At 71.1% G+C, this 21,497-nt stretch carries 19 protein-coding genes; 16 read left to right on the top strand and 3 right to left on the bottom strand.

What is annotated here, in order from left to right; all coding sequences use genetic code 11:
- Nucleotides 1-52: 52 nt before the first annotated feature.
- Complete coding sequence (locus AC2XR2_RS16995; protein WP_491515493.1) at nucleotides 53-1,390, bottom strand: MFS transporter; 1,338 nt, start codon at nucleotides 1,388-1,390, stop codon at nucleotides 53-55.
- Between the two features lie 104 nt (nucleotides 1,391-1,494).
- Between AC2XR2_RS16995 and AC2XR2_RS16990 the strand changes: the two genes are divergently transcribed.
- From AC2XR2_RS16990 to AC2XR2_RS16945, 10 genes are all read left to right on the top strand, one after another.
- Nucleotides 1,495-2,484 (top strand): LysR family transcriptional regulator, encoded by a 990-nt coding sequence (locus AC2XR2_RS16990; RefSeq protein ID WP_491515492.1) that lies wholly within the window; start codon nucleotides 1,495-1,497, stop codon nucleotides 2,482-2,484.
- A gap of 157 nt (nucleotides 2,485-2,641) precedes the next feature.
- Nucleotides 2,642-3,874: a hypothetical protein gene (locus AC2XR2_RS16985; protein ID WP_491515491.1), complete on the top strand. Its 1,233-nt coding sequence runs from the start codon at nucleotides 2,642-2,644 to the stop codon at nucleotides 3,872-3,874.
- Nucleotides 3,874-4,053, top strand: coding sequence for a hypothetical protein (locus AC2XR2_RS16980; RefSeq protein WP_491515490.1), 180 nt, complete (start codon nucleotides 3,874-3,876; stop codon nucleotides 4,051-4,053). The genes AC2XR2_RS16985 and AC2XR2_RS16980 overlap by 1 nt, the downstream gene beginning before the upstream one ends.
- On the top strand, nucleotides 4,053-6,254 hold the full coding sequence (locus tag AC2XR2_RS16975; RefSeq protein ID WP_491515489.1) for a bifunctional polysaccharide deacetylase/glycosyltransferase family 2 protein: 2,202 nt from the start codon (nucleotides 4,053-4,055) through the stop codon (nucleotides 6,252-6,254). Before AC2XR2_RS16980 ends, AC2XR2_RS16975 begins: the two co-directional genes overlap by 1 nt.
- Nucleotides 6,251-7,435, top strand: coding sequence for an acyltransferase family protein (locus AC2XR2_RS16970; protein ID WP_449349583.1), 1,185 nt, complete (start codon nucleotides 6,251-6,253; stop codon nucleotides 7,433-7,435). Before AC2XR2_RS16975 ends, AC2XR2_RS16970 begins: the two co-directional genes overlap by 4 nt.
- Nucleotides 7,436-7,475: 40 nt before the next feature.
- Nucleotides 7,476-7,778 (top strand): hypothetical protein, encoded by a 303-nt coding sequence (locus AC2XR2_RS16965; RefSeq protein WP_491515488.1) that lies wholly within the window; start codon nucleotides 7,476-7,478, stop codon nucleotides 7,776-7,778.
- Between the two features lie 17 nt (nucleotides 7,779-7,795).
- Nucleotides 7,796-7,936, top strand: coding sequence for a hypothetical protein (locus tag AC2XR2_RS16960; RefSeq protein WP_491515487.1), 141 nt, complete (start codon nucleotides 7,796-7,798; stop codon nucleotides 7,934-7,936).
- A 37-nt stretch (nucleotides 7,937-7,973) separates the two neighbouring features.
- On the top strand, nucleotides 7,974-8,324 hold the full coding sequence (locus AC2XR2_RS16955) for a hypothetical protein (protein ID WP_491515486.1): 351 nt from the start codon (nucleotides 7,974-7,976) through the stop codon (nucleotides 8,322-8,324).
- Between the two features lie 176 nt (nucleotides 8,325-8,500).
- Nucleotides 8,501-9,883 carry a nitrate/nitrite transporter gene (locus AC2XR2_RS16950; protein WP_491515485.1) on the top strand — a complete coding sequence of 461 codons (1,383 nt, stop codon included), beginning with the start codon at nucleotides 8,501-8,503 and terminating at the stop codon, nucleotides 9,881-9,883.
- 119 nt (nucleotides 9,884-10,002) lie between these two features.
- Complete coding sequence (locus AC2XR2_RS16945; protein WP_381308698.1) at nucleotides 10,003-11,157, top strand: uroporphyrinogen-III synthase; 1,155 nt, start codon at nucleotides 10,003-10,005, stop codon at nucleotides 11,155-11,157.
- Here the strand turns inward: AC2XR2_RS16945 and AC2XR2_RS16940 are convergent, their stop codons facing one another.
- The gene (locus AC2XR2_RS16940) at nucleotides 11,158-11,649 is read right to left on the bottom strand and encodes an anthrone oxygenase family protein (RefSeq protein WP_491515484.1); all 492 of its coding nucleotides are present in this window, start codon (nucleotides 11,647-11,649) and stop codon (nucleotides 11,158-11,160) included.
- 212 nt (nucleotides 11,650-11,861) lie between these two features.
- Here AC2XR2_RS16940 and AC2XR2_RS16935 point away from each other — a divergent pair, with 212 nt between their 5' ends.
- The 6 genes from AC2XR2_RS16935 to AC2XR2_RS16910 all read left to right on the top strand — a co-directional run bounded on the left by AC2XR2_RS16935 (nucleotide 11,862) and on the right by AC2XR2_RS16910 (nucleotide 18,938).
- A complete protein-coding gene (locus AC2XR2_RS16935; RefSeq protein ID WP_381308693.1) occupies nucleotides 11,862-12,449 on the top strand; it encodes a CGNR zinc finger domain-containing protein in 588 nt (195 codons plus the stop codon).
- A gap of 318 nt (nucleotides 12,450-12,767) precedes the next feature.
- On the top strand, nucleotides 12,768-13,289 hold the full coding sequence (locus AC2XR2_RS16930; protein WP_010039908.1) for a sigma-70 family RNA polymerase sigma factor: 522 nt from the start codon (nucleotides 12,768-12,770) through the stop codon (nucleotides 13,287-13,289).
- Complete coding sequence (locus tag AC2XR2_RS16925; RefSeq protein WP_391198606.1) at nucleotides 13,289-14,119, top strand: anti-sigma factor family protein; 831 nt, start codon at nucleotides 13,289-13,291, stop codon at nucleotides 14,117-14,119. The genes AC2XR2_RS16930 and AC2XR2_RS16925 overlap by 1 nt, the downstream gene beginning before the upstream one ends.
- A 63-nt stretch (nucleotides 14,120-14,182) precedes the next feature.
- Entirely contained in the window at nucleotides 14,183-16,600 is a 2,418-nt protein-coding gene (locus AC2XR2_RS16920; RefSeq protein WP_491515483.1) for a HelD family protein, read from the top strand.
- A 312-nt stretch (nucleotides 16,601-16,912) separates the two neighbouring features.
- The gene (locus AC2XR2_RS16915; protein ID WP_491515482.1) at nucleotides 16,913-18,328 is read left to right on the top strand and encodes an NAD-dependent malic enzyme; all 1,416 of its coding nucleotides are present in this window, start codon (nucleotides 16,913-16,915) and stop codon (nucleotides 18,326-18,328) included.
- Between the two features lie 328 nt (nucleotides 18,329-18,656).
- A complete protein-coding gene (locus AC2XR2_RS16910; protein WP_007382399.1) occupies nucleotides 18,657-18,938 on the top strand; it encodes an HU family DNA-binding protein in 282 nt (93 codons plus the stop codon).
- Nucleotides 18,939-20,109: 1,171 nt separating this feature from the next.
- Here the strand turns inward: AC2XR2_RS16910 and murA are convergent.
- Nucleotides 20,110-21,456, bottom strand: coding sequence for a UDP-N-acetylglucosamine 1-carboxyvinyltransferase (gene murA, locus AC2XR2_RS16905; RefSeq protein WP_123761084.1), 1,347 nt, complete (start codon nucleotides 21,454-21,456; stop codon nucleotides 20,110-20,112).
- Between the last annotated feature and the right edge of the window lie 41 nt (nucleotides 21,457-21,497).

Below are 21,497 nucleotides of genomic sequence, written 5' to 3'. Positions count from 1 at the left end.
GACGAAGGAACGTATGTGGGGGCCTCGAAGGACGTCAATGGGTTATGCAGGATCAGGTGAAGCGATTCGACGACTGGTCCGTTCGCCGGCGGGACGCGCCCGGGACCCGGTGGGCGGCGAGGGCGATCATCAGAGCGGCCGCGGCCGCCGTGACCGGGACGCCGTAGCCCGCCACGGGCGAGACGTGCTCCACCGTCCAGCCGCCGGCCGCGCTTCCGCAGGCGATCCCGCCGAGCAGTCCGGTCACCGCCAGGGTCATGCCCTCGTTGAGACGGCCGGGCGGGGTACGCCGCTGGACCAGGGTCATCCCGGTGACCATCGTCGGGGCGGTCGCCATCCCCGCGAGCAGCAGCGCGGCGGCCAGGACGAGCAGGGAGCCGGTGAGGGCAGCGGCCAGCAGGGGGAGCGTCAGCAGAGCGGTCATGGCGGTGATGCACCACACGTAGCGGTCCTCGACGGAGCCGCTCCTGCGGGTCGCCCCGTAGACCAGCCCCGCCGCACACGACCCGGCCGCCTGAAGCGCGAGTACGACCCCGGCCGCGGACCGGTGCCCCTGCGCGTCGGCGAAGGCGAGCGTGACGACCTCCATGGACCCGAAGACGGCTCCCATGGCGAGACAGACGGCGAGGAGGGGCGGGATGCCGGGGGCGCGGAAGGGGGCGTTCGAGGTGGCCTTCGAGGTGGCCTTCGAGGGGGACCGCTCCCGGACCGGCGGCTCCGTCGCACGCTGGGCGGCGAACAGGAGTGCGCCCGTCACCAGCAGCGCCACCCCGACCAGCGTGCCCGCCTCCGGGAAGAACGTGGTGCACAGGAAGGCCGCGAGCACCGGGCCCAGCATGAAGCACGCCTCGTCCACGGCCTGCTCGAAGGAGTTCGCGACATGCAGCGCCGTCTCGTCGCCGTCGAGGAGGTGGGCCCAGCGGGCCCGGGACATACCGCCGAGGTTGGGGGTCGTGGCGGTGGCGGCGTACGACACGAAGAGCGTCCAGGCCGGCGCCCCGAGGCGCACGCAGAGCAGCAGCGCGAGCGAACCCAGCGCGGCGAGCAGGGTGGCCGGTACGGCGATCTTGGCTTGTCCGTATCGGTCGACGAGCCGTGCGGTCCACGGGGCGACGACCGCGGTGGCGCCGAGACCGGCCGCGGTGACGGCGCCGGCAAGGGCGTACGACCCACGCGTCCCGGCGATCATGACGACCGCGCTGACGCTGAACATGCCCATGGGGACGCGGGCCAGGAGATTCCCGATGGTGAAGGCGCGGGCGCCGGGGGTGGCGAGAAGACGGCGGTAGGGGCCGGGGGTGCGGGAGGCACGGCCCCGGGGGCTGAAGTCGACGATGACGAGCGCGTCGGCGGTCAGGGTGGGTGTGGGCGTGGGCCTGGGCGTGGGCATCGGTCGGCTCGGTCGCGGCATGCCTCCACCGTGGCGCGCGGGCGATCAAGGGGTCCAACACCTTCTCCGCACCGATTCACGCACCTGTGTTGTAAGTTCGCCGGATGCCCGCGCCCCGCCCGGTCCCCGACCCCCACCACCTCGATCCGCGTCTCCTGCGTGCCTTCCTCGCCGTCGCCGACGAGCTCCACTTCACGCGGGCCGCGGCCCGGCTCTACGTCGCCCAGCAGGCGCTCAGTCGTGACGTACGGCGGCTGGAGCGCGAGCTCGGCGCGGAGCTGTTCGTGCGCACCACCCGGCAGGTCACCCTGACCGGCGACGGCGAACGACTGGTGCCGTACGCCCGCCGCGCCCTGGACGCCCAGGACGCACTGCTCGCCGCCTTCGCGCAGGCCCGCCCCCTGCTGGTGGACCTGAACTTCCCCGACCAGGCCACCGCCCGGAGTGTGCTGCTCAGAGCCCGCGAACTCGCCCCCGACCTGGAGCTGATGGCCCGCTACGAGAGCGGCCTGACGGGTGCGGCGGGGGAGCTGCTGGCCGGCCGCCTGGACGCCTCCTTCGGCCGGTTCACCGGCCTGGACCCGGCGCTGCGGGCGGGCCTCGACCACCAGCCCGTGCGCTACGAGCCCATGGCGGTCGTCCTGCCCGAGGACCACCGGCTGGCCGGCCTGGAGCGGGTCCCGCTCGCCGCGCTGGAGGGCGAGACGGTGTACGCCGGGGCGGGGAATCCGCGCACTCCGGAATGGACCGATCTCGCTCGTCGGCTGTTCGAAGACCGGGGCATCGCGATCGCGCCGCCGGTCCCGCTGGCGGTCGGCGAGGAGGAGTTCCAGCGGATCATGGCGAAGACCCGGAACCCGATTCTGGCCGTCGTGGATTTTCCGGCCATGCCTGCCACGGTGCTGCGTCCGCTGGTCGACCCGGTGCCGCTGTCGCCGGTGTCGTTGGTGTGGCGCAAGGGGTTGGTGCACCCGGCGTTCGACGTCCTCCGGCGGGCCGCAATCGAATTGTCCGTCGAACGTGGCTGGCTTCGGCGGCCCGCCGATGGATGGATTCCAGCCACCGATGTGCACGATATGCACCCCCGCGATTGACACGCGGCAAACACAAGACCTCCGCGTGCGCTACATTCGTGGCCTGAGCACGTTGTGATAAGGGGGGCGCTCGGACCGGGTGGGGGCCTGGTTCGGCCGACTTGTGCTCAAGGCGTATGCGCACCCGGAACGGTCCCGTGGGGGGATGTGCGTGCGCGTGAAAAAGTGGCGAGAAGACGCCCAACCGGAATGGCCCGAGGCTGCATCAGGGACCCAGGACATACCGCTGACGAAGGGGTCCACCCAGGCGTTCCCGGAGACCGGTGACGTCCGGTCGACCGAGGAAACCGGAGCGGCGAGAAGCCGTGTCCGTGACGCCGGTGCCAAGTCGGGTTTCGACGCGGGTGCCGACCACGGTTTCGACGCCGGTGCCGAGCCGGACTTCCCGGGGGCGCCGAGAGCGGCGGACCGGATCCGGGGCCTGTCGGTGCCGCCGGGTCCCCAGCCCGCCGTACGTCCGGAGCCGTCCGGTTCGATGCCGGCCGCGTGTCCGCAGGCGCCCGGTGTACGTCCTGGGTCGCTCTTCGACTCCAAGCCCGGTGTGCGTGCCGAGCCGTCCGCCGGGCGCAAGCCCGTCGTGCGGGACCCGTGGGACGAGTCCGACAGCGCCGGCAGCCACACCCATGACCCGCACGAGGTGACCGTCCAGCTCGACGCGGTCAGCCTGAACGGCGAGGGCCGTATCGAGGCCGGGGGTCCCGGCGGCGACAGTGGCTCCGAGGGCTCCGACGGGCCGGTGTTCGTCGACGAGTCGGGCCGCCGTAGCCGCCGCTTCCGCCGGATCGGCATGGCCGTGGGCCTGGCCTGCGCGGTCTACGCCGTCGTCATCGTCGTCACCCTGCTGTCCGGCAACTCCAACGCGCCCTGGCTCCCCGTGACCGGCCCGAAGGACGACGCCCCGGCCGGGAAGGTCGACACCAGCCCGGTGCCGGAGGAGTCGGCGGACCCGTCCGTACCGGTCGGAGTGCTCCCGGGGACCACCCCGACGGTGAGCGGCGGGGCCACCCCGGCCCCCGGCGTCAGCGGCACCGCGCCCGGCGCCACCGTGAGCCCCGGCAGGCCGGGAGCGTCCGCGGATCCGTCGGCACCGGCCACGCGGCCGGGCGGCAACCCGTCGGTCAGCGCCGACCCGTCGACCCAGCCGACGCCGTCGGTCACTCCGCCGGCCAGCCCCACGGTCACCCCGCCCGCGAGCCCCACCCCCGACCCCTCGGTCGCCCCGACCCAGACCACGGGCGGCGACAGCGCCGGCCCCGGCACGGTCGCCGACGGTCCGGCCGCCCCCGTGCCCGTCGCGTCGGAGACGTCCCAGACCTCGGCACCCGGCCCCTCCGCCCCGGCCCCCTCCGACGCCCCGCTCTCCTCCCCGTCCCCGGGGAACATCCTCTGATGGCATCCCGCACCCGCTGCCCGGGGGCTGTGTCCGGGGTCCGTGTCGGTCCGGCCGCCTCCGTGGTCGCCGTCGGTCCGATCGCCTCCGTGGCCGTCGTGTCGGAGGCTTCCGGCGCTCGGGTCCCCGTGCCGTCCGGCACCCCGCTCTCCTCCCCGTTTCCGGAGTACATCCTCTGATGGCATCCCGCACCCGCCGCCCGGGGGCCGCGCCTGGAGCCCCCGACGGCTCCAGGCGTCGCCGCCTGCCCATGCGCCTGCTGCTGCCCGTGCTCGTGCTCGTCGCCCTGATGGCGATGCTGATGCTGCGCGGGTACGTCCACAGCGAGATCCTCGCCGACCACCGCATCCAGCCCGAGGCCTCCTCCGACAAGGTGCCGGAGAAGATCATCGACGGCGGCCCGGTGATCGACACCCGCAGCGGCAAGGCCACCAGCCTGAAGATGCCGGACCGCCGGATCGTCCTCACCTTCGACGACGGCCCCGACCCGACCTGGACCCCCAGGGTCCTGGACGTCCTGAAGAAGCACCACGCGCACGCGGTCTTCTTCGTCACCGGCACCATGAGCTCCCGCTACCCGGACCTGGTCAAGCGCATGGTCGACGAGGGCCACGAGGTCGGCCTGCACACCTTCAACCACCCCGACCTGTCCTTCCAGTCGAAGAAGCGCATCGACTGGGAGCTCTCCCAGAACCAGCTCGCCCTCGCCGGCGCGGCCGGGATCCGCACCTCGCTCTTCCGCCCGCCGTACTCCTCCTTCGCCGACGCCATGGACAACAAGTCCTGGCCGGTCACCGAGTACATCGGCACCCGCGGCTACATCACCGTCGTCAACAACACCGACAGCGAGGACTGGCAGAAGCCCGGCGTCCGCAAGATCATCAGCAACGCCACGCCGAAGGACGGCAAGGGCGCGATCGTCCTGATGCACGACTCCGGCGGCGACCGCCACCAGACCGTCCAGGCCCTCGACCGGTTCCTGCCGGACATGGCGGACAAGGGCTACGAGTTCGACAACCTCACCGAGGCCCTCGACGCGCCCAGCGCGCACACCACGGTCGCCGGGCCCGAGCTGTGGAAGGGCAAGGCGTGGATCTTCCTGGTCCAGGCCTCCGAGCACATCACCGACGTCCTCGTCGTCGGGCTCGCGATCATCGGCTCCCTGGTCATCGGCCGCTTCGTGCTGATGCTGCTGCTCTCGGGCGTGCACGCGCGCAGGGTGCGCCGCAAGGACTTCCGCTGGGGGGAGCCGGTGGTGGAGCCGGTCTCGGTGCTGGTCCCGGCGTACAACGAGGCCAAGTGCATCGAGAACACCGTCCGTTCCCTGATGGCGAGCGAGCACCCCATCGAGGTGCTCGTCATCGACGACGGTTCCAGCGACGGCACCGCCCGCATCGTCGAGGCGATGGGCCTGCCCAACGTCCGGGTGGTCCGCCAGCTCAACGCGGGCAAGCCCGCCGCCCTCAACCGCGGTCTGGCGAACGCCCGGTACGACATCGTCGTGATGATGGACGGCGACACCGTCTTCGAACCGTCCACGGTCCGCGAACTGGTCCAGCCCTTCGGCGACCCGCGCGTGGGAGCCGTCGCCGGCAACGCCAAGGTCGGCAACCGGGACTCCCTCATCGGCGCCTGGCAGCACATCGAGTACGTGATGGGCTTCAACCTCGACCGCCGCATGTACGACATCCTCCGCTGCATGCCCACGATCCCGGGCGCGGTGGGGGCCTTCCGCCGGTCCGCCCTGGAACGCGTCGGCGGCATGAGCGACGACACGCTCGCCGAGGACACCGACATCACCATGGCCATGCACCGGGACGGCTGGCGCGTGGTCTACGCCGAGAAGGCGCGCGCCTGGACGGAGGCACCGGAGTCGGTCCAGCAGCTCTGGTCGCAGCGCTACCGGTGGTCGTACGGCACCATGCAGGCGATCTGGAAGCACCGGCGCGCGCTGGTCGAGCGGGGTCCGTCGGGCCGCTTCGGCCGCGTGGGTCTCCCGCTGGTCTCGCTGTTCATGGTCGTGGCCCCCTTGCTGGCCCCCCTGATCGACGTGTTCCTGCTCTACGGCGTCGTCTTCGGCCCGACCCAGAAGACGATCGTGGCCTGGCTGGGCGTCCTCGCGATCCAACTGGTCTGCGCCGCCTACGCGTTCCGCCTCGACCGGGAACGCATGACCCACCTGATCTCGCTGCCGTTGCAGCAGATCCTGTACCGCCAGCTCATGTACGTCGTGCTGCTCCAGTCCTGGATCACGGCGCTCACCGGCGGCCGGCTGCGCTGGCAGAAGCTGCGCCGCACGGGGGTCGTGGAGGCGCCGGGCGGACCGGTGCCGAGGCAGCGGGCGCGCAGTGAGAGCGACGAGCGGAGGCCGGTGGGATGACGCAGGATTACGCGGCCGGTCAGCGGGAGGCGGCCGCGCCCCCGAAGGCACCCGGCCGGGACCGCTACCTCGACCTCCTCCGCTCGCTCGCCCTGGTCCGGGTGGTCCTGTACCACCTCTTCGGCTGGGCGTGGCTGACCGTGCTGTTCCCGTCGATGGGCGTGATGTTCGCGCTGGCGGGCTCGCTGATGGCGCGCTCGCTGAACCGCCCGGCCCTGAGCGTGATCAGGGGCCGGATCCGCCGACTGCTGCCCCCGCTGTGGGCGTTCAGCGCGGTGGTGCTGCCGTTGATGTTCGTGGGCGGCTGGAGGCTCTCGGAGGACCCGGACCACAGCGGCACCTGGGGCCTGCTGGAGCTGGTCAACTACGTCATCCCGATCGGGGCGCCGCCGTACCCCTGGGAGGTCGGCTTCCCGAAGGACCTGCTGGAGAGCACGTGGGCGGACCAGGCGGTGGGCCCGCTCTGGTACCTCCGCGCATACCTGTGGTTCGTTCTCGCCTCACCGCTGCTGCTGTGGGCGTTCCGCAGGGTGCCGTGGGCGACGCTGCTCGCTCCGCTGGCGCTGACGGCGGTCGTGGGCACGGGCGTCGTGTCGATCCCCGGCGAACTCGGCAACGCGGTCACCGACTTCGCGGTCTACGGCAGCTGCTGGGTGCTCGGTTTCGCGCACCACGAGGGAGTGCTGGCGAAGGTCCCGCGCTATCTCGCCGTGTCCGGCTCGGTGCTGGTGATGGCGTTCGGCCTGTGGTGGGCGTCCGGCCACCTCGGCCCCGAGGGCTGGGACCTGAACGACATCCCGCTGGCCCAGGCGGCCTGGTCCTTCGGTTTCGTGGTGATCCTGCTCCAGTACTCCCCGTCGTGGCAGGAACTCCCCGGCCGTCTGGCCCGCTGGGACAAGCTGGTGACCCTCTCCAACAACCGGGCCGTCACCATCTACCTCTGGCACAACATGCTCATCATGGCCACGGTCCCGCTCATCGACCTGGCCTACCGCCTGCCCTTCATGCAGAGCGACCGCGCGGTGGCGGCACTGGACGCGACGGACACGGTGTGGATGTTCTTCCTGGTCTGGCCGCTGATCGGGCTGGCGATCCTGGCGTTCGGCTGGATCGAGGACCTGGCGGCTAAGCGGCGGCCTCGGGTGTGGCCGAACGGGGCGAAGCGGGAGCGCGCGGCCTGACGGCGCTCGCAGCACTGGCAGGATGCGTCGGACGATGAACATGTCTGTCTTTCCCCTGGCCGCTGCGGAAACCGTCGCGGGGTTCGACCATGTCGTCGCCCGCCTCCACGAACTGGAGGCGGGCGCCGCGTCCCCGTACGGCCACTGCGACTTGGGGGAGGAAGCGGGGGTCGTCGAGGAGTTGCTGCTGCGTGCGGGCGCGGGTGAGCTCGCGAGCCTCGCTGCCTTCGGCGGGGACGTCCTCGGGGACGACGGCGTCGGTACCGTGTGCACGCTCCTGTCGGTCGACGAGGTGGTGCGGGGCCATGGATTCTCCTCGCCGCGGTCGGCATCGAAGCCCTGACGGGCGGGATCGCCGACGTGCCGGCCGCGACGATCGCAGGCGGGCGAGTCCCGCACGGCTATGCGGACGAGGTCGCCGAGCTGGTGGGCGAGCTCACCCGCCTCTTCGAGACGGCGGCGCGGGACGGGCTCTGTCTGGTGTACCTCTTTGAGGGGTGAGGGGCGAGGTCCTGGGTGAGTGGGGAGCGCTGAGAGCTTGGACGACGTCCCGCTCGGTACAGAGGGCAGTCAGGCCACTGTCTCCCTGGTCATGCGCGCCCTCCTCGACCGCGGTCTCCCCCGCGACGTGATCGACGTCCACGCGGCCTGCCAGTACTACTCCGTGATCGAGCTCGAGCAGCTGGGTGAGTGCGACCCGGCCGAGCTGCGGGAGCGGCTCGAGAGTGTCGTATGGGTCGGTGATGAGGAGTTCGCCGCGTGCGGGCTCGGGCCCGAGGACATCTCCGAGCTGCGGCGATGGGCCCTGGACTGGGAGTCCGATCTCGGGTTGCGGATGCTCGAGGAGTACGACGAGGAACACGACGGCTCCCAGCACCCTGAACACTGACGCAGAGGGTTTCGTAACACAAAGTGCCCACGACCTCTCATCCCGCCCGTCCCCGGGGTGAGAGCAACGTTCCTTTCCGGTCACCCGGCGAAACACAGGCAGGAAACGCGTCCTCCCTACCTTCGGGACCAGTCACTCGTAGCAGGACCTGAGCCCCGTCGCACCGTGGAGGCGTCATGACAGCCCCTAGTACAGCCCCCGCACCCCAGAACAGGGGCGGACGCTGGATCGAGCAGTGGGATCCGGAGGACGAGACCTTCTGGAAGGAGAGCGGTGAGAAGGTCGCCCGGCGGAACCTTCTCTTCTCCGTGCTCTCCGAGCACATCGGGTTCTCGATCTGGACCATGTGGTCCGTGCTGGTGCTCTTCATGGGCCCGGAGTACGGGCTGACCCCCGCCGACAAGTTCCTGCTGACCTCGATGGTCACTCTCGTCGGCGCCGTCGTCCGCGTCCCCTACACCTTCGCCGTCGCCGTCTTCGGCGGGCGCAACTGGACGATCATCTCGGCCAGCCTGCTCCTCATCCCGACGATCGCCGCCTTCGCGGTGATGAAGCCGGGGACGTCCTTCGACACCTTCCTGTGGATCGGCCTGCTGGCCGGCATCGGCGGCGGCAACTTCGCCTCCTCCATGACCAACATCAACGCCTTCTTCCCGCTCAAGAAGAAGGGGTGGGCCCTCGGCCTGAACGCCGGCGGCGGCAACATCGGCGTCCCCGTCATCCAGCTGATCGCCCTCGCCGTCATCGGGGCCAGCGGTGGGCCGCGGGTGCTGCTCGGCATCTACATCCCGCTCATCCTCGTCGCCGCCGCCCTCGCCGCGCTCTACATGGACAACCTCTCGTCCGTGAAGAACGACACCGGCGCCGCCAAGGACGCCGCCCGTGACGGCCACACCTGGATCATGTCCTTCCTCTACATCGGCACCTTCGGCTCCTTCATCGGGTACGCCTTCGCCTTCGGACAGGTCCTCCAGGTCCAGTTCGGCCGCACGCCGCTCCAGGCCGCCTACCTCACCTTCATCGGCCCCCTGCTCGGCTCCCTCATCCGCCCCCTCGGCGGCTGGCTCGCCGACAAGTACGGCGGCGCGAAGATCACCCTCTACAACTACGTCGCCATGGCCGCCGCGACCGGCGTCCTGATCGTCGCCAGCATGGAGAAGTCGCTGCCGCTGTTCGTCTCCGTCTTCGTGGTGCTCTTCGTCCTCAGCGGGCTCGGCAACGGGTCGACCTTCAAGATGATCCCGGGCATCTTCCAGAACAAGGCCCTCGCCAAGGGCCTCGAGGGCGAGGAGGCCGTGCTCTACGGCCGGCGCCTCTCCGGCGCCTCCATGGGCCTCATCGGCGCGGTGGGCGCGCTCGGTGGCGTGGGGATCAACCTCGCCTTCCGGCAGTCCTTCCTCAGCAACGGCTCCGGCACCGGCGCCTTCGTCAGCTTCCTCGTCTACTACGCCCTCTGCTTCGGAGTGACCTGGGCTGTATACCTTCGCCGCACGGCCCCCCAGGGCCAGGCGTCGACCGCCACAGAAGCGAAGCCGCAGCTCAGCTACGCCGAGGTGTGACGTAACACCAGCGACATGAACCGGAACCGAGCCTGTCACGAGCCGTTGACAGGCTCGGTCGGCATGTAGGAACGACCGAGTACGCCCATGTACTACGACTCGAGTGCGGGACGAGAGCCATGTACGAGCAACAGCAGGCAACAGAGCAGCACGGCCCCCTGGCGGGGTTCACCGTGGGCGTCACGGCCGCGCGCCGGGCAGACGAACTCGGTGCGCTGCTCCAGCGCCGCGGGGCCGCCGTACTGCACGCGCCCGCCCTGCGGATCGTGCCCCTCGCCGACGACAGCGAACTGCTGGCGGCGACGAAGCACCTCATCGACCAGGCGCCGGACGTGGTGGTGGCCACCACCGCCATCGGGTTCCGGGGGTGGGTCGAGGCCGCCGACGGGTGGGGGCTCGGCGAGGCGCTCCTCGACCGGCTGCGGGGCGTGGAGCTGCTCGCTCGCGGGCCCAAGGTCAAGGGGTCGATACGGGCCGCCGGGCTGACCGAGGACTGGTCGCCGTCGTCCGAGTCCATGGCCGAGGTGCTCGACCGGCTCCTGGAGGAGGGCGTCGAGGGCCGCCGCGTCGCCATCCAGCTGCACGGGGAACCCCTGCCCGGGTTCGTGGAGGCGCTCCGGGCCGGGGGAGCGGAAGTGGTGGGGGTGCCGGTGTACCGGTGGATGCCCCCGGAGGACATCGGGCCGCTGGACCGACTGCTGGACGCCGCCGTCTCGCGGGGGCTGGACGCGGTGACCTTCACGAGCGCGCCCGCGGCCGCGTCCCTGTTGTCGCGTGCCGAGGACCGCGGTCTCTTGCCCGAACTGCTCGCCGCGCTCAGCCACGACGTGCTGCCCGCGTGTGTCGGCCCGGTGACCGCGCTGCCCCTTCAGGCGCGGGGGGTGGACACGGTCCAGCCCGAGCGTTTCCGGCTCGGACCGCTCGTGCAGTTGCTGTGCCAGGAGCTGCCCGCGCGGGCCCGTTCGCTGCCCATCGCCGGCCACCGGGTGGAGATCCGGGGGCACGCGGTGCTGGTCGACGGGGGGCTGCGACCCGTGCCGCCCGCGGGGATGTCGTTGCTGCGGGCGCTGTCCCGGCGGCCCGGGTGGGTGGTCTCCCGCGCGGAGCTCCTGCGGGCCCTGCCGGGCGCGGGCCGCGACGAACACGCCGTGGAGACCGCGATGGCCCGCCTCCGTACGGCCCTGGGAGCGCCGAAGCTGATCCAGACGGTGGTCAAGCGCGGCTACCGCCTGGCCCTGGACCCGGCGGCCGACGCGAAGTACGCGGACGCCTAGTCAGTCGACGGCAGGTTCGGCACCGGCCCGGCCGGTGGCCTTCACCAGCAGTCCCAGCGCCACCGTCAGCAACCCCGCCCGCACCGCGTTCCACGCCACCCACGGGTCCTCGAACTCCTCGCGGAGTGTGCCGTAGGAGTCGTTCCTCGTGAGGGCGTCGTTGAGGGGGATGTTGAAGGCGACGGTGACCAGGAAGGCCAGGGCGGATGCCGTGCAGGCCGCCCATACCCACCGGCGTCCCGCCCCGCCCCGCGCCTGCCACGCCGCCACTGCCGTGAGCAGGGGTGCGCCCAGGAAGCTGAGGAAGAACACCGGGTTCTGGATGACCTCGTTGATGTCCCGCATCACCTGGACGTAGACGCGGTCGTCGCTGCGGGACAGGGCCGGCATCACGGCGCACGCGAAGACGTAGAAGGCCCCCGCGATCAGGCCCGTGGCGACGGTGGCCGCGCCCAGGACGAGTCGGCTGCTCCTGCTGGTGGTCTGTGTCATGCCGCCCAGTGAAGGCGGTCCACGGCCGCCCGGACATCGCCGGGACGCGCGGCCCCATACGTGAACGTCCAGGGCACCGCCCCCGGTACGAGGGGTACCGGCGGGGAGAGCGGGCAGGCACTGTTAGAGGGAGCCCCGGAACAGCTCCGCACAGCCTCGAAGCACCTCACCGACCCCATCCGACCGGGGCACCCCTAGGCGGTGACAGGCACATGGCACTGGGTACGGCCACGATCGCGTACGAGCTGCGGTTCGACGCCGGACGGATCTGTCTGGACCTCCTCGCGACCACCCACCCCGAGGAACGCCTCGACTCGACGGAGGTGCTGTGCGCCTGGATCGTCGGTTCGGGTCTGGTGCCGCAGGGGACCTCGCTGGTGCACGCGGACCCGTCCTGGCTGGTCGGTTTCCGTGAACTGCGCGGCTGGATGGACCCGTTGGTCAGGGGCACCGCCTCCGGACACGGCTACGACCTCGCGCTCGCCCACGTCAACGAGGCCGCCCGGGCCGCGCCCCCGGCCCCGTGCGCGGTCTGCGGCGCGGACGGCACGCTGGTGCGGGAGTTGGACGGTCCGCCGGGCTGCGCGGCACTGCTCGGGGCCATCGCCAGGGACGCCGTGGAACTGCTCACGGACCCCGTCGCGCGGGCCGGGATCAGGGAGTGCGAAGGGGACAACTGCCCCATCGTGTACCTCGATACGTCACGGGGTCGCAGGAGGCGCTGGTGCTCCAGTGAGGTCTGTGGGAACCGTGAAAGAGTGGCCCGGCATCGTCGGCGCGCGGCCCTGTCGCGCACGTGACTGGTCGTTATGTCCCTTCTGTGGAACGGGAGTCGACGTGATTTCGATTACACATTGTTTACTCGCTCAACCTCACGGGCCGTAGTCGTGATCTTGCCTGTGTGGTGGAAATGTAAAGATCGCGCGGCGGGAATGTGCGCGCATGTCCTGTCTCGTCACGTCACTCAGAAGAAAACTGTCGTCGCCCTTTGAACACCCGACCCCCCTCCTCCGTACCTGTCGTCGAGCGACCGACTGGGGGAACCCGGGACATCGGAGGTGGGCGTGCGCAAGGATTCCGTCGTGGCCAATGAACGTGGATCGAGGGCCCGACATCGCATGTCCCAGCCCTCGGAACCTGATGAGGAGCTGATGCGTGCCCTGTACAGAGAGCACGCCGGGCCTCTCCTTGCGTACGTCCTCCGGTTGGTTGCGGGTGACCGCCAGAGAGCCGAGGACGTGGTGCAGGAGACGCTCATCCGTGCCTGGAAGAACGCCGGACAGCTCAATCGAGCGACCGGATCGGTACGCCCCTGGCTGGTGACGGTCGCCCGGCGCATCGTCATCGACGGACACCGCAGCCGGCAGGCCCGGCCGCAGGAGGTCGATCCGTCACCGCTGGAGGTCATCCCCGCGGAGGACGAGATCGACAAGGCGCTGTGGTTGATGACGCTGTCGGACGCGCTCGACGACCTGACCCCGGCTCACCGGGAGGTGCTCGTCGAGACGTATTTCAAGGGGCGTACCGTCAACGAGGCGGCTGAGACGCTGGGCATCCCCAGTGGCACCGTCCGCTCACGGGTGTTCTACGCCCTGCGGTCGATGAAGCTCGCACTGGAGGAGCGGGGGGTGACGGCGTGATGAGTGTGTACGGGGGTAACCAGGGATTCGGCACAGGTGGTTCGGGTATGTCTGGTTCCATGATGGGTTCTCCGGTGCCGAACGAGCATGAGACCGTCGGCGCCTACGCCCTCGGGATCCTCGACGACGCCGAGGCAACCGCTTTCGAGGCCCATCTCGCGACCTGCGAATGGTGCGCCCAGCAGCTCGACGAGCTGGCCGGCATGGAGCCCATGCTCGCCGCCCTCGCGGACCTGCCGGGCTCCGGCACCCCCGCGATCGGCGAGTCGCTCTCCGCCAAGCCCAGCCCGCGGATCGTGAACAAGCTCGTGGACGAGGTCGCGGAGCGCCGCGCGGCCAAGCGCCGCCGCAGCATGTACATGGTCGCGGCCGCGGCCGCGCTGATCATCGGCGGTCCGTTCGTCGCGATCGCGGCCAACGGCGGCGACTCGGACGGCGGCGGGGCCAAGCAGGGCCAGGTCCTGGCGGCCACCCCCAAGGAACTCTTCGAGTCCATGAGCGACAAGGTGTCGGCCACCGACTCCTCCACCGGCGTCAGCGCGACCGTCGCCATGGCGCCGAAGAACTGGGGCACCTCCCTCGGTCTGGAGCTCAAGGGCGTCAAGGGCCCCCTCAAGTGCTCCCTGATCGCGGTGGGCACCAACGGCGAGCGCTGGACGGCCTCCACCTGGTCGGTCGGCAAGTGGGGCTACGGCATTCCGGACGGCAAGACCCCGGAGTCCAAGCAGCCGCTCTACATCGGCGGTGCCGTCGCTCCGGCCCAGAACGAGATCGACCACTTCGAGGTCGTCGACTCCGACGGCAACAAGCTCGTCCAGGTCGACGCGTAACTTCCCGCAGGGGCCCCCTTCGCGTACGGTTGACGGCTGCCCAGCACGTCAGAAGGGGGCCCGGTGGCCGCTCAGGCTCAACAATCCGCGGTCGGCTCGGTTCAGGACTCGGTTCGGGACCGTGAGATCAGCGTCGAACAGGAACATCTGGACCGGGTGTACCGGCGCCTCGAGGAGAAGATCCACGAGGCGGAGTTCCTGATGAACGACGCGGCCAAGCGCGGCCAGGTCGGCACCCCCGGCGCGCTCGCCGAGCGGGACGCCCAGGTGTTCCGGGCCGGAGTCCACCTGAACCGGCTCAACAACGAGTTCGAGGACTTCCTCTTCGGCCGCATCGACCTGCTCCTCGGCAAGGACGGCAAGAAGGGTCCCGACGGCGCCTACACCGCCGTCGAACCCGCGGAGGGCGCGGTCCGCGAGGACAACACCGCGGACATCGCGGAGACCCTGCACATCGGCCGGATCGGGGTCCTCGACTCCGACTACGCGCCCCTCGTCATCGACTGGCGGGCCCCCGCCGCGGCCCCCTTCTACAGGTCCACTCCGGTGGATCCCGGGCGTGTCGTACGACGCCGGGTCATCCGCTCCAAGGGCCGCAAGGTCCTCGGCGTCGAGGACGACCTCATGCGCCCCGAGCTCAAGGCCTTCCTCGACGGCCACGAGCTGCCCGTCATCGGCGACGGCGCCCTCATGGCCGCGCTCGGACAGGCCCGCAGCCACACCATGCGGGACATCGTCGCCTCCATCCAGGCCGAGCAGGACCTGGTCATCCGCGCCCCCGCCGCATCCGTGACCTACGTCGAGGGCGGGCCCGGCACCGGCAAGACCGCCGTGGCCCTGCACCGCGCCGCCTACCTGCTCTACCAGGACCGCCGCCGCTACTCGGGCGGCATCCTCATCGTCTCGCCCACCCCCCTGCTGGTCGCCTACACCGAGGGCGTCCTGCCCTCCCTCGGCGAGGAGGGCCAGGTCGCCATCCGGGCCATCGGCTCCCTGGTCGACGGCGTCGAGGCCACGCTGTACGACTCCCCGTCCGTGGCCCGCGCCAAGGGCTCGTACCGGATGCTGAAGGTGCTGCGGAAGGCGGCCCGGGGAGCGCTCGAACTGGGCACCGGCGGTGCGGGCGGCACCCACGGCCGGTCCGACTCCGGGCAGCTCTCCTTCGGTGACGCCGGTGAGGTCGAGACCGGTCTCGGGGGCGGGAGCGGGGCCGGGGCCGCCGTATCCCCGAAGGGACCCCCCACCCGGCTGCGCGTGGTCGCGTTCGGGCGGCGGCTGGAGCTGGAGGGGGACGAGCTGGAACGGATCCGCCGCAACGCCCTCGGCGGCACCGCGCCCGTCAACCTGCTGCGGCCCCGCGCCCGCAAGCTGCTGCTGGACGCGCTGTGGGCGCGGTCGGGGGCCGGCAGCCGGCACACCGATCCGGAGCTCGCCGCCGAACTGCGGTCGTCGTTCGACGAGGACGTGGCGAGCGAGGACAGCTTCATCGAGTTCCTCGACGCCTGGTGGCCCGAACTCACCCCGAAGGCCGTCCTCGCCGCCATGGCCGACGAGCGGCGCCTCGGCCGCTGGGCCCGCCGCATCCTCAACCCCGGCGAGGTCCGCAGGGTCGCCCGCTCGCTCCGGCGCGACGGCCTGACCGTGCACGACATCGCCATGCTCGACGAGCTCCAGGCGGTCCTCGGCACCCCGGCCCGTCCCAGGAAGCGGCGCGACCTCGACCCGCTCGACCAGCTCACCGGCCTGGAGGAGCTGATGCCGGTGCGCGAGGAGTCGCAGCGCGAGCGGGCCGAGCGGCTCGCCCAGGAGCGCGTCGAGTACGCCCACGTCATCGTCGACGAGGCCCAGGACCTCACGCCCATGCAGTGGCGCATGGTCGGCCGCCGCGGCCGGCACGCCACCTGGACGGTCGTGGGCGACCCGGCCCAGTCCTCCTGGTCCGACCCCGACGAGGCCGCCGAGGCCCGCGACGAAGCCCTCGGCACCCGCCCTCGCCGCCGCTTCCAGCTCACCGTCAACTACCGCAACCCCTCCGAGATCGCCGACCTCGCGGCGAAGGTGCTGGCGCTCGCCATGCCGGGCGCGGAATCGCCGAGAGCCGTCCGGTCCACCGGCGTCGAGCCGCGCTTCACCGTCGTACGGAAGTCACTCGGGGAGACCGTCCGCGAGGAGGCGGCCCGGCTCCTCGGGCTCGTCGACGGCACGGTCGGCGTCGTCGTCGCCATGAACCGCCGGGAGGAGGCGGCCCGCTGGCTCACCGGACTCGGCGACCGGGTCGTGGCGCTCGGCAGCCTGGAAGCCAAGGGCCTGGAGTACGACGCGACGATCGTCGTCTCCCCGGCCGAGATCGCCGACGAGTCACCGGCCGGCCTGCGGGTGCTCTACGTCGCCCTCACCCGCGCCACCCAGCAGCTGACGGTCGTCTCCGCGGACCGGGACCAGCCAAACCCCGAAGGGGTCCCCGATCTGCTGAGAGATTGAACTCGCGCTACGGGAATGGTCTTTCGGTCTCCGTTTGTTAGCCTGGACGTGACACCGGCCCGATCCAAGCCCCCGGGCCCAACCTTCGTCCCTCAGAGGGACCACTTGCCGCGAGGCGAGCATGGCGGGTCGGTGTCACTGACCTGAGGAGAGGCCCACGTCCATGTGACGTGGGCCTCTTTCTCATGGCCGTCCGCGTGGCCCCCGCGTGAACAAAACGTTCGCAATCCAGGGCGGCTAACGCCTACCCGGCAGTAGGTGCGACCATCGGACGGCATCCAGCACCACAGGTGAAAGCAGAGGAAGTCGGCCATGGCAACGGCGCCCAGCGTCTCCTACTCGATGACGGTCCGGCTGGAGGTGCCCGCGAGCGGAACCGCCGTCTCGCAGCTCACCACCGCCGTGGAGTCCTCCGGAGGCTCGGTGACCGGCCTCGACGTCACCGCTTCCGGTCACGAGAAGCTCCGGATCGACGTCACGATCGCGGCCAGCTCCACCAAGCACGCCGACGAGATCGTCGAGGAGCTGCGTCAGATCGAGGGCGTCACCCTCGGCAAGGTCTCCGACCGTACGTTCCTCATGCACCTCGGCGGCAAGATCGAGATGGCGTCCAAGCACCCCATCCGCAACCGCGACGACCTCTCCATGATCTACACCCCGGGCGTGGCCCGCGTGTGCATGGCGATTGCCGAGAACCCCGAGGACGCCCGCCGCCTCACCATCAAGCGCAACTCCGTTGCGGTCGTGACGGACGGCTCGGCCGTGCTGGGCCTCGGCAACATCGGCCCCAAGGCCGCCCTGCCGGTCATGGAGGGCAAGGCGGCCCTCTTCAAGCGCTTCGCCGGCATCGACGCGTGGCCGCTGTGCCTGGACACCCAGGACACCGACCAGATCGTCGAGATCGTCAAGGCGATCGCCCCCGGGTTCGCCGGCATCAACCTCGAGGACATCTCCGCGCCCCGCTGCTTCGAGATCGAGGCGCGCCTGCGTGAGGCCCTCGACATCCCCGTCTTCCACGACGACCAGCACGGCACCGCGATCGTCTGCCTCGCCGCCCTGACGAACGCGCTTCGCGTCACCGGCAAGGCAATTGAGAACATCCGGGTCGTCATGTCCGGCGCCGGCGCGGCCGGTACGGCCATCCTCAAGCTGCTGCTCGCGGCCGGCGTGAAGAACGCCGTCGTCGCCGACATCCACGGCGTGGTGCACGCGGGCCGCGAGGACCTGCGCGACGCCGCCGCGGACTCGCCGCTGCGCTGGATCGCCGACAACACCAACCCCGAGGGCCTGACCGGGACCTTGAAGGAGGCCGTGCGCGGCGCCGACGTCTTCATCGGCGTCTCGGCGCCCAACGTCCTCGACGGCGACGACGTGGCCGCCATGGCCGACGACGCGATCGTGTTCGCGCTCGCGAATCCCGACCCCGAGGTCGACCCCGCGATCGCCCGCCAGACGGCGGCCGTCGTGGCCACCGGCCGCTCCGACTTCCCGAACCAGATCAACAACGTGCTGGTCTTCCCGGGCGTCTTCCGCGGTCTGCTGGACGCCCAGTCTCGCACGGTCAACACCGAGATGATGCTCGCGGCCGCGAAGGCGCTCGCGGACGTCGTCACCCAGGACGAGCTGAACCCGAACTACATCATCCCGAGCGTCTTCAACGACAAGGTCGCGGGCGCGGTGGCGGGTGCGGTGCGGGACGCGGCGAAGGCGGCCGGGGCGACGGTCTAGGGCCCGCGTCCCGCTCTCCGGGCCTCGCGTCTACAGTGGGGGTCGTATGTGTGTTCGGCTGTGAGGATCGCCACGGCGGCCCTCCGGCCCGGCGCGTCGCGGAACCGGGCGCTTCGCGCCACCCTCTAGGGTGGCGCCACGCCCAGGCCTCTGTTCGTGTGACCCCCTAGGGTGTTCATGCGAGTCCTACGGGTGCCGGATTGGCTTTCCCGCAGCAGGTAGGGGCAGGATGCGTCCCTGGGCGCGAGCGCATCGGCTTCGCTGTGCCTCGTGTGCGGCACCGCCGCGAGGCACACCCCAACGGCAAGAAGAACACGGGAGTAACAACATGAACCGCAGTGAGCTGGTGGCCGCGCTGGCCGACCGCGCCGAGGTGACCCGCAAGGACGCCGACGCCGTTCTGGCCGCGTTCGCCGAGACCGTCGGCGAGATCGTCGCCAAGGGTGACGAGAAGGTCACCATCCCCGGCTTCCTGACCTTCGAGCGCACCCACCGTGCCGCTCGCACCGCGCGCAACCCGCAGACCGGCGACCCGATCCAGATCCCGGCCGGCTACAGCGTCAAGGTTTCGGCGGGCTCCAAGCTCAAGGAAGCCGCCAAGGGCAAGTAAGCGCTCCGCTTCGAGCGCCGGGTGACTGTGCGCTCCGCTTCGAGCGCCGGGTGACTGCGGGCCGTCCTTCGGCTGTCGGGACCGCCGTGGCTGGTCGCGCAGTTCCCCGCGCCCCTGAGGGGCGCCCCTGATTACGCCGATGGGGCGGTCACCCGAGTCCGGGTGACCGCCCCATCGGCGTTCCTACGACCGCTGTCGCCGGCCGAGTGCCTTGCCCGGGCGTTCGACCCCCGGCCGGGAACCGGCGCTGTCGGGGCCCGGAGCCATGGGGGCGGGTCATGCCGACGGGGCGGCCATCCGGTGTGGAGGCCGCCCCGTCGATGTGTCCAGGGGTGGGTCAGCCCAGCGCCTTGCCCGGGAGTTCGACCTTCGCGCCGAGCTCCACGAGCTTCTCCATGCTGTGCCTGCCCGGGGGGTGACCCCCGGACCCCCAGCCGAGGGCGGGGGTGTCCTGGGGCGGCGTGAGGAGGCGGTGGTCAGCCCAGCGCCTTGCCCGGGAGTTCGACCTTCGCGCCGAGCTCCACGAGCTTCTCCATGCTGTGCCTGCCCGGGGGGTGACCCCCGGACCCCCAGCCGAGGGCGGGGGTGTCCTGGGGCGGCGTGAGGAGGCGGTGGTCAGCCCAGCGCCTTGCCCGGGAGTTCGACCTTCGCGCCGAGCTCCACGAGCTTCTCCATGCTGTGCCTGCCCGGGGGGTGACCCCCGGACCCCCAGCCGAGGGCGGGGGTGTCCTGGGGCGGCGTGAGGAGGCGGTGGTCAGCCCAGCGCCTTGCCCGGGAGTTCGACCTTCGCGCCGAGCTCCACGAGCTTCTCCATGCTGTGCCTGCCCGGGGGGTGACCCCCGGACCCCCAGCCGAGGGCGGGGGTGTCCTGGGGCGGCGTGAGGAGGCGGTGGTCAGCCGAGGGCCTTGCCCGGGAGTTCGACCTTCGCGCCGAGCTCCACGAGCTTCTCCATGCTGTGCCTGCCCGGGGGGTGACCCCCGGACCCCCAGCCGAGGGCGGGGGTGTCCTGGGGCGGCGTGAGGAGGCGGTGGTCAGCCCAGCGCCTTGCCCGGGAGTTCGACCTTCGCGCCGAGCTCCACGAGCTTCTCCATGCCGTGCCTGCCCGGGGGGTGACCCCCGGACCCCCAGCCGAGGGCGGGGGTGTCCTGGGGCGGCGTGGGGAGGCGGTGGTCAGCCGAGCGCCTTGCCCGGGAGTTCGACCTTCGCGCCCAGTTCCACGAGCTTCTCCATGAAGTTCTCGTAGCCGCGGTTGATGAGGTCGATGCCGTGGACGCGGGAGGTGCCCTGGGCCGCGAGGGCGGCGATGAGGTAGGAGAAGCCGCCTCGGAGGTCGGGGATGACCAGGTCGGCGCCCTGGAGCTTGGTGGGGCCCGAGACGACCGCCGAGTGCAGGAAGTTGCGCTGGCCGAAGCGACAGTCCGAGCCGCCCAGGCACTCGCGGTACAGCTGGATGTGCGCACCCATCTGGTTGAGCGCGGAGGTGAAGCCGAGGCGGGACTCGTAGACCGTCTCGTGGATGATCGACAGGCCCGTGGCCTGCGTGAGGGCCACGACGAGCGGCTGCTGCCAGTCCGTCTGGAAGCCCGGGTGCACGTCGGTTTCGAGCGCGATGGACTTCAACTGGCCACCGGGGTGCCAGAAACGGATGCCCTCGTCGTCGATCTCGAAGGCACCGCCCACCTTCCGGTAGGTGTTCAGGAACGTCATCATCGAGCGCTGCTGGGCGCCGCGGACGTAGATGTTGCCCTCGGTCGCCAGCGCCGCGGACGCCCAGGAGGCGGCCTCCAGACGGTCCGGCAGCGCACGGTGGTTGTAGCCGCCGAGCCGGTCCACACCCGTGATGCGGATGGTCCGGTCGGTGTCCATCGCGATGATCGCGCCCATCTTCTGCAGCACGCAGATGAGGTCCTCGATCTCCGGCTCCACCGCCGCGTTGGAGAGCTCGGTGACACCCTCGGCGAGCACCGCCGTCAGCAGCACCTGCTCGGTCGCGCCCACCGACGGGTACGGCAGCCGGATCTTCGTGCCGCGCAGCCGCCGGGGCGCCTCCAGGAACTGCCCGTCGGCACGCTTCTCGATCGTCGCGCCGAACTGCCGCAGCACCTCGAAGTGGAAGTCGATGGGCCGACCGCCGATGTCGCAGCCGCCGAGGCCGGGGATGAAGGCGTGCCCGAGCCGGTGCAGCAGCGGGCCGCACAGCAGGATCGGGATCCGGCTGGAACCCGCGTGGGCATCGATGTCAGCGACGTTCGCGCTCTCCACGTGCGTCGGGTCCATCACCAGCTCGCCCGGTTCCTCACCCGGACGGACCGTCACGCCGTGCAGTTGCAGCAGTCCGCGTACGACCCGCACGTCACGGATGTCCGGAACGTTGCGCAGTCGACTCGGCTCGCTGCCCAGCAGGGCGGCGACCATGGCCTTCGGTACGAGGTTCTTCGCACCGCGGACACGGATCTCGCCCTCCAGCGGGGTTCCGCCGTGGACAAGCAGTACGTCGTCAGAGCCGTTGACGGTCATGTATCTCGCGTTCCGATGAGTCGGGCAGGGGCCAGAAGGGA

The organism is Streptomyces sp. LS-MS-L19 (assembly GCF_058382285.1).
Note: the sequence above shows the minus strand (reverse complement) of the source record. Positions and strands in the feature narration are given on the sequence as shown.

Coding starts and splice junctions, on each gene's coding strand:
- AC2XR2_RS16975 (WP_491515489.1), top strand. CDS start 4,053: ATGGCATCCCGCACCCGCCGCCCGGGGGCCGCGCCTGGAGCCCCCGAC.
- AC2XR2_RS16910 (WP_007382399.1), top strand. CDS start 18,657: ATGAACCGCAGTGAGCTGGTGGCCGCGCTGGCCGACCGCGCCGAGGTG.
- AC2XR2_RS16935 (WP_381308693.1), top strand. CDS start 11,862: ATGGCACTGGGTACGGCCACGATCGCGTACGAGCTGCGGTTCGACGCC.
- AC2XR2_RS16930 (WP_010039908.1), top strand. CDS start 12,768: ATGTCCCAGCCCTCGGAACCTGATGAGGAGCTGATGCGTGCCCTGTAC.
- AC2XR2_RS16995 (WP_491515493.1), bottom strand. CDS start 1,390: ATGCCCACGCCCAGGCCCACGCCCACACCCACCCTGACCGCCGACGCG.
- murA (WP_123761084.1), bottom strand. CDS start 21,456: ATGACCGTCAACGGCTCTGACGACGTACTGCTTGTCCACGGCGGAACC.
- AC2XR2_RS16915 (WP_491515482.1), top strand. CDS start 16,913: ATGGCAACGGCGCCCAGCGTCTCCTACTCGATGACGGTCCGGCTGGAG.
- AC2XR2_RS16945 (WP_381308698.1), top strand. CDS start 10,003: ATGTACGAGCAACAGCAGGCAACAGAGCAGCACGGCCCCCTGGCGGGG.
- AC2XR2_RS16925 (WP_391198606.1), top strand. CDS start 13,289: ATGAGTGTGTACGGGGGTAACCAGGGATTCGGCACAGGTGGTTCGGGT.
- AC2XR2_RS16990 (WP_491515492.1), top strand. CDS start 1,495: ATGCCCGCGCCCCGCCCGGTCCCCGACCCCCACCACCTCGATCCGCGT.
- AC2XR2_RS16980 (WP_491515490.1), top strand. CDS start 3,874: ATGGCATCCCGCACCCGCTGCCCGGGGGCTGTGTCCGGGGTCCGTGTC.
- AC2XR2_RS16965 (WP_491515488.1), top strand. CDS start 7,476: ATGTCTGTCTTTCCCCTGGCCGCTGCGGAAACCGTCGCGGGGTTCGAC.
- AC2XR2_RS16950 (WP_491515485.1), top strand. CDS start 8,501: ATGACAGCCCCTAGTACAGCCCCCGCACCCCAGAACAGGGGCGGACGC.
- AC2XR2_RS16970 (WP_449349583.1), top strand. CDS start 6,251: ATGACGCAGGATTACGCGGCCGGTCAGCGGGAGGCGGCCGCGCCCCCG.
- AC2XR2_RS16940 (WP_491515484.1), bottom strand. CDS start 11,649: ATGACACAGACCACCAGCAGGAGCAGCCGACTCGTCCTGGGCGCGGCC.